7 protein-coding genes are annotated in these 6,197 nt (G+C 70.6%); 1 reads left to right on the top strand and 6 read right to left on the bottom strand.

Going from position 1 to position 6,197, the window contains the following annotated elements; genetic code table 11:
• Positions 1-159: 159 nt before the first annotated feature.
• Positions 160-369 carry an acyl-CoA carboxylase epsilon subunit gene (locus ACFC1R_RS17970; protein ID WP_375939561.1) on the top strand — a complete coding sequence of 70 codons (210 nt, stop codon included), beginning with the start codon at positions 160-162 and terminating at the stop codon, positions 367-369.
• Between the two features lie 110 nt (positions 370-479).
• Here ACFC1R_RS17970 and ACFC1R_RS17965 read toward each other — a convergent pair whose 3' ends face one another.
• The 6 genes from ACFC1R_RS17965 to ACFC1R_RS17940 all read right to left on the bottom strand — a co-directional run bounded on the left by ACFC1R_RS17965 (position 480) and on the right by ACFC1R_RS17940 (position 6,181).
• Positions 480-884: a hypothetical protein gene (locus ACFC1R_RS17965; RefSeq protein ID WP_375939559.1), complete on the bottom strand. Its 405-nt coding sequence runs from the start codon at positions 882-884 to the stop codon at positions 480-482.
• Positions 885-1,056: 172 nt separating this feature from the next.
• A complete protein-coding gene (gene ccsB, locus ACFC1R_RS17960) occupies positions 1,057-2,196 on the bottom strand; it encodes a c-type cytochrome biogenesis protein CcsB (protein WP_375939557.1) in 1,140 nt (379 codons plus the stop codon).
• A gap of 3 nt (positions 2,197-2,199) precedes the next feature.
• A complete protein-coding gene (locus tag ACFC1R_RS17955) occupies positions 2,200-4,014 on the bottom strand; it encodes a cytochrome c biogenesis protein ResB (RefSeq protein ID WP_375939555.1) in 1,815 nt (604 codons plus the stop codon).
• 3 nt (positions 4,015-4,017) lie between these two features.
• Complete coding sequence (locus ACFC1R_RS17950; RefSeq protein WP_375939553.1) at positions 4,018-4,794, bottom strand: cytochrome c biogenesis CcdA family protein; 777 nt, start codon at positions 4,792-4,794, stop codon at positions 4,018-4,020.
• Entirely contained in the window at positions 4,791-5,390 is a 600-nt protein-coding gene (locus ACFC1R_RS17945) for a TlpA family protein disulfide reductase (RefSeq protein ID WP_375939551.1), read from the bottom strand. The genes ACFC1R_RS17950 and ACFC1R_RS17945 overlap by 4 nt, the downstream gene beginning before the upstream one ends.
• Positions 5,391-5,533: 143 nt before the next feature.
• Positions 5,534-6,181: a histidine phosphatase family protein gene (locus ACFC1R_RS17940; protein ID WP_375939571.1), complete on the bottom strand. Its 648-nt coding sequence runs from the start codon at positions 6,179-6,181 to the stop codon at positions 5,534-5,536.
• Between the last annotated feature and the right edge of the window lie 16 nt (positions 6,182-6,197).

Below are 6,197 nucleotides of genomic sequence, written 5' to 3'. Positions count from 1 at the left end.
CGCCGAGACCCGGCAGGTCCTCGCCTCCTCCCTCGCCATGCTCCGCACCAAGCACGCCGACCTGCCCAGCCGCAAGCACGGCAACCCACCGATGTAACAGGCCTTCCAGGCCCGTCGGACCCACACCAGACTTCTTGAACCGGGGGAGAAACCACAACCATGAGCGCTTCCGCCGAACCCCTCGTACGCATCGTCCGCGGCTCCCTCACCGACGAGGAACTCGCCGCCCTCACCGCCGTCCTGCTGGCCCGCGCGGCCGCCGCCCGGGCCGCCGCCCAGACCGCCGTGGTCGAGCCGATCGCCAGCTGGCAGCGCCTGGAGCGCCGCCCGGCGTACTACTCCCCCGTGAGCTGGCAGCAGGCGGCCTGACGCCGACAGCGGTCCGGCCCTGTTCCCCCAGCTCGTGGCGGGAACAGGGCCGGTTGCGTTCGCCCCCGGGGACGTCCGCGGGGCAGCTGCCGGAGGCGACCGGCGGACGGTCAGGCGGCGGCGAGGGTGGCCGGGCGGCCGGCGTGCATGACGGCGAGGTTGGTGGCGAGCCGCTGGGGGTCCTGGGAGAGCCAGAGCCGCACGGCGGCGCCGAGCGTGGCACTGGCGGAGCCGAGCCGGACGCCGGTGGACTGGGCGATCCGGGCGGCGGCCAGCACCAGCAGGTCGGCCAGCGGGGCGGGGAGCCAGACGGTCTGGGCGCAGGGGGCCGGCTGGGTCAGCGCGGCCAGCAGGCGGTACGCGTCGGCCGTGCAGTGCAGGGACGGCAGGACGTCCAGCAGCCCGTCGGCGACGACTTCGGAGACGTCGCTGCGGTGGCCCTGGGCGAGGCTCCGGAGCAAGGCTCTCTCCGTGGCGGTGATTCGGACGGTCAGCATGACCTCGTCGCACTCCATGGTGCGGCCCTCCTCGCGGCTTTGGCGGACTCCGGAACAGCGGATGTCTGGTGACGACAGGGTGTGGTGCTCGGGGTGGAACGGTGCAGCGGTGCTGCCGGGGTGCTACTGATGCGTCCACTGCCCGCCCTGCCACCCGGTGCGGGTGGCAGGGCGCGGATCGGGCGTTCCGTCAGCCGACACCGGCGTAGGAGTGCTTGCCGGTGACGAAGATGTTGACGCCGTAGAAGTTGAACAGCCAGCAGGCGAATGCCAACAGGGCCAGATAGGCCGCCTTTCGGCCCTTCCATCCGGCCGTGGCCCGGGCGTGCAGGTAGGCGGCGTAGGCCACCCAGGTGATGAAGGACCAGGTCTCCTTCGGGTCCCACTCCCAGTACTTGCCCCAGGCCGCCTCGGCCCAGATCGCGCCCGCGATGATGGTGAAGGTCCACAGCGGGAAGACCATCGCGTTGATCCGGTACGAGAGCTTGTCGAGCGTCCCGGCGGCGGGGAGCCGCTGCCAGATCGAGGCCGAGGTGCCGAACGGGCCGCCGGTCAGGCCCGCCTCCATGCGCTGGTCGAAGCGGTCCTTGGCGAGGTAGAGCAGGGTCGCCACGAAGGCCGCGTAGAAGGCGCCGCCGCAGATGATCGCGGTGGAGACGTGGATGGCCAGCCAGTACGAGTGCAGGGCCGGGACCAGCTGCTCGGAGTCGGTGTAGAGCACGCTCACGGCGAGGCCGAGGATGAGCAGCACGGCCACCATGACCGGCAGACCGAGCCAGCGGACCTTCTTCTTGGCGACCAGCAGCCCGAGGTAGGCGGCCACCATGGTGAAGCCGAAGGCGCAGGAGAACTCGTACATGTTGCCCCACGGCCAGCGCATCACCGAGAGGCCGCGGGTGACCACGGCGGCGACGTGCAGCAGGGCGCCGAGGACGGTGAGCGAGACGGCGATCCGCCCGGCCAGGTCACCCTTCTCGCTGCTGCCCGCGGCGCCGGGGCCGTCGACCTCCTCGGCCTCGCCGCGGCCGCTGGTGACCACGGTGGCACCGGCGTCGGCCAGGGCGGTGCGGGTCAGCGTGGTGGTGCCGCCGTTCGCCGAGGCGACGGTGACGGTGACCTGCTTGGCCGCCTTGGCGGGCTCGTTGGCGGCGGCCACGGTCGCGGCCAGGCTCGCCTGTTCGGCGGAGCGGACGGCGACTGCGCCCTTGCTGCCGAACGTCCACTCGAACATGTGGGCGAACATGGCGATCAGGTACACGGCCATGGCCGAGTAGATCAGCTTGTTGGAGAGGTCGGCCAGCTGTAGGTCGACTCCCGAGGCGAGTTGCACCGTCTACTCCTTGGAGTTCGGGTCGGCGGGGGATGTGGGGCCTGACGGTTCGTCCGGTGCGGGTGCTTCGTCCGGTGCCGCCGGTCCGGCCTCGGCGGCCGGGGCGTCCTCGGTGGCCCGCTCGTCCTCGGCGGGGGCATCCCCGGCGGCCGGGTCCGGCTCAGCCGGGGCGTCGTCGGTGGCCGGGGCGTCGTCCTGGAGGTCGACGGCGAGTTCGGCGAGCTCTTCGGCGATCTTGGCGGACTCGCTCCTGGCCAGTCCGGCGACCTCGACCAGGGTGCGGCCGTCGGGGGTCGTGGTGGCCCGCACCCAGATCCGGCGGCGCTGGACGAACAGCGAGCCGATCAGGCCGAGGATCGCGCAGACCGCGCCGGTCAGCGCGATCGCGTTGCCCGGCCGGTGGGAGACGGTGAAGCTGGCCCACTCCTGGTAGCCGTCGAAGCTGACGGTGCCGTAGCCGTCCGGGAGGGTCCAGCCCTGGCCCGGCTTCAGCCTGGCCCTGGCGATGTCGCCGTCCTGCTTGAGCTGGGTCAGGTGGGTGGTGTTCAGCTGGTACACGTTCTGCGGCAGGCCGGAGTCGGTGCCGAGGTCGCCCGCCCACGCGGTGAGCACCAGCATCGGCTCGGCGGCGGCCGGGAAGAGCGAGATCGGACCGGTCTGGTCGAAGTTCACCGGCGCGGTCGGCAGGAAGTAGCCCTGGAAACCGAGCTGGGTCTTCTTGCCGTCCTTGTCACCGTAGTCGTTGACCTTGATGACGCCGGTGGAGGTGAGGTTGCCGTCCTGCGGGAGGAAGGCGGTCGGGCCCGTGTACACGGTCTCGCCCTTGGCGTTCTTGACCGTGACCACCGGCGCGTACCCGTGACCGATCAGGAAGACCTTGCTGCCGCCGATCTCCAGCGGGTGGTTGACCTGTATGTCGCCCTTGGTCAGCGCGGTGTCGTCCGCGCCCTTCCAGTACCGGATGTGGGCGGCGTACTCGCGGGCGGTGCCCATCTGGTCGCCGCTGGTCTGGTAGGTGGCGGTGAAGCCGTCCAGCTTGAAGCCGAAGGCGTCCAGGTCGTTGCTGGTGTAGAAGGCCGAGCCGGAGAAGTCGTCCAGCTGGGTCATGGTGTTGGAGTAGCCCTGGCCCACGATCACCAGCTTGCCGCCCTGACCGCTGGCCAGGCTCGCCCAGGCGAAGCCCGCGAGCAGCGCGAAGAGCGAGAAGTGGAAGAGCAGGTTGCCGACCTCGCGCAGGTAGCCCTTCTCGGCGGCGACCGCGCCGCCGCCCAGGTGGGCCCGGAAGCCGCGCTTCCTCAGGCGCTGGTACGCGGCCCGGTTGACCGCCTCGGCGTCGGCGTCGCTCTGCCACGCCGCGTAGACCGGCATCCGGGTCAGGTTGCGCGGCGCGGCCGGGGGCTTGGCCCGCAGCACGCCGACGAACTGCCAGGTGCGCGGGACGATGCAGCCGGCCAGCGAGACGAACAGCAGGATGTAGATCGCCGAGAACCAGACCGAGCTGTAGACGTCGAACAGCTGGAGCTTCTCGTAGATCGGCGTGAGCGTCTTGTGCGCGCCCTTCCAGGTGTCGACCTTGAAGGCGTTCTGGCTGGTCTGCGGGATCAGCGAGCCGGGGATGGCGGCCAGCGAGAGCATGAACAGCAGGATCAGCGCGACCCGCATCGAGGTCAGCTGACGCCACATCCAGCGGAACCAGCCGAGCACTCCTATCCCGGTCGGGCCGTCCGACTCGGCGGGCGCGCTGCTCAGGCGCTCGGCTGCCTCCGTGTCGGCGATGTCCTCGGGGGGCTCGGGTGGGCGGGTTCGGGTGTCGCTCACGGGTCAGATTCCGATCGAGAAGTCTTGGGTGGCGTACTGGAGCTGGTTCACCAGCGCGTCCCAGGCGCCGGTGACCAGCAGCAGGCCGACCGCGACGAGCATGCCGCCGCCGATCCGCATCACCCACTGGTAGTGCTTTTTGATCCAGCCGAAGGCACCGAGCGCCTTCCGGAAGGCGAGCGCGGCCACGACGAACGGTACGCCGAGGCCGAGGCAGTACACGGACATCAGCAGCGCACCGCGCCCGGCGTCCGCCTGGTTGATCGACAGCGACTGGATCGAGGCGAGGGTCGGACCGATGCAGGGCGTCCAGCCGACCCCGAAGACGATGCCGAGCAGCGGCGCCCCCGCCAGCCCGATGGCCGGACGGCGGTGCGAACGCAGCTCGCGCACCGAGAAACCGGGCAGCAGCCCCATGAAGGCCAGGCCCATCACGATGGTCACCACGCCCATCACGATGTTGATGGTGTGCCGGTACTCGAGCAGCCGGTGGCCGAAGAAGCCGAAGAGCGCACCGCCGGAGACGAACACGGCGCTGAAGCCGAGGACGAACAGCAGCGAGCCGAGCAGCATCCGGCCGCGCCGCGAGCCCTTGGCGTCCGCCAGGTCGGCGGCGGAGAACCCGGTGACGTAGCTCAGGTAGCCCGGGACCAGCGGCAGGACGCAGGGCGAGAAGAACGAGACCAGCCCGGCGGCGAGCGCGATCGGGACGGCGAGCAGGATGGCCCCGCTGGCCACCGTCTCGTTGGTCTCCCCGAGCGCGAGGAGGGCGGTGGTCACTGGGACTTCTCGTCGACGATGGGCTTCAGCAGCGACTCCAGGTCGTCCGAGGAGATCGCGTGCATCGAGCGGGCGGCCAGCCGGCCCTCGCGGTCCACGATGATCGTGGTCGGGATCGACTGCGGGTCCAGGCTGCCCTTGGGGAACTTGAGGATCTGGGTGCCGTCCGGGTCGTAGATGCTCGGGTAGGTCACCCCGAAGTTCTGCTCGAAACGCACCGCGTTGGCCGGGTCGGCGTCGCGGGTGTTGATTCCGAGGAACTGGACGTCCTTGTCCTTGTACTTCTGCGAGACCTCCTGGAGGCCGGCCGCCTCGGCGCGGCACGGGCCGCACCAGGAGCCCCAGATGTTGAGGACGAGGACCTTGCCCTTGTAGTCGGCGACCGCCGCGGTGCCGCCGTCCAGGGTCTTGCCGGAGATTGCGGGAGCCGGCCCGCGCTCGCCGACCGGAGCGGTGTCCAGACCGCCCTTGCCGGTGATGAAACCGGTCTGGCCGCCACCGCTCGACGAGCCGGAGCTACAGCCGGTGAGGGCGAGTGCGGCGACGGCGCCGAGGGCGGCGGCGAGGCGGATACGGCGGTGGGGCGTCCCAGACATGTGAAAAGTTTCGCATGGGACTTCAGGCGGTTTCAGGGGGGTCCGACGTTGACCGCCGGACCCCCTCTGACCTGCTGTTCCTGTACTTATGATCCGCTTATTCCGAGTAATGTCCGATTGGCTCGGCAGGGGCCGGGAACCGCTCAGGCGCCGAAGCTCCTACCCACCGGCTTGCCCTTGCCGCCCTTGCCGACCAGGTGGGCCGGCAGCAGGTCGCGAGCCGGTTCCCGGTAGCCGATCGAGACGATCCGGTCACCCTCGTAGGTGAAGCTGGTCAGCGAGGCCAGCGAGCACTGCCGACGGCGCGGGTCGTGCCAGAGCCGACGGCGCTCGGCGAAGGAGCGGACGATCCAGATCGGCAGCTGGTGGCTGACGCAGACCGCCTCGTGCCCGCGCGCGGCGTCCCGGGCCGCGGCGAGCGCGCCCATCATCCGGACCACCTGCTCTATGTACGGCTCGCCCCAGGACGGCCGGAACGGGTTGGTCAGGTACTTCCAGTACCCGGGGTTCTTCAGCGAGCCGTCGCCGACGCCGAAGGTCTTGCCCTGGAAGATGTTGTCCGCCTCGATCAGGCGCTCGTCCACGGCCACCTGGAGGCCGTGCGCCTTGCCGATCGGCTCGGCGGTCTCCTGCGCACGCTCCAGCGGCGAGGCGACCACGTAGGTGATGTCGCGGTCGGCCAGGTGGTCGGCGACCCGGTCGGCCATCTGCCGGCCCAGCTCGGAGAGGTGGTAGCCCGGGAGGCGCCCGTAGAGGATCCCCTCCGGGTTGTGCACCTCGCCGTGCCGCATCAGGTGGACGACGGTG

The sequence above is a fragment of the Kitasatospora sp. NPDC056138 genome, assembly GCF_042264695.1.
Classification (GTDB): Bacteria; Actinomycetota; Actinomycetes; order Streptomycetales; family Streptomycetaceae; genus Kitasatospora.
The sequence above is the reverse complement of the archived record's forward strand: the minus strand, read 5'-3'. Positions and strand labels throughout refer to the sequence as shown.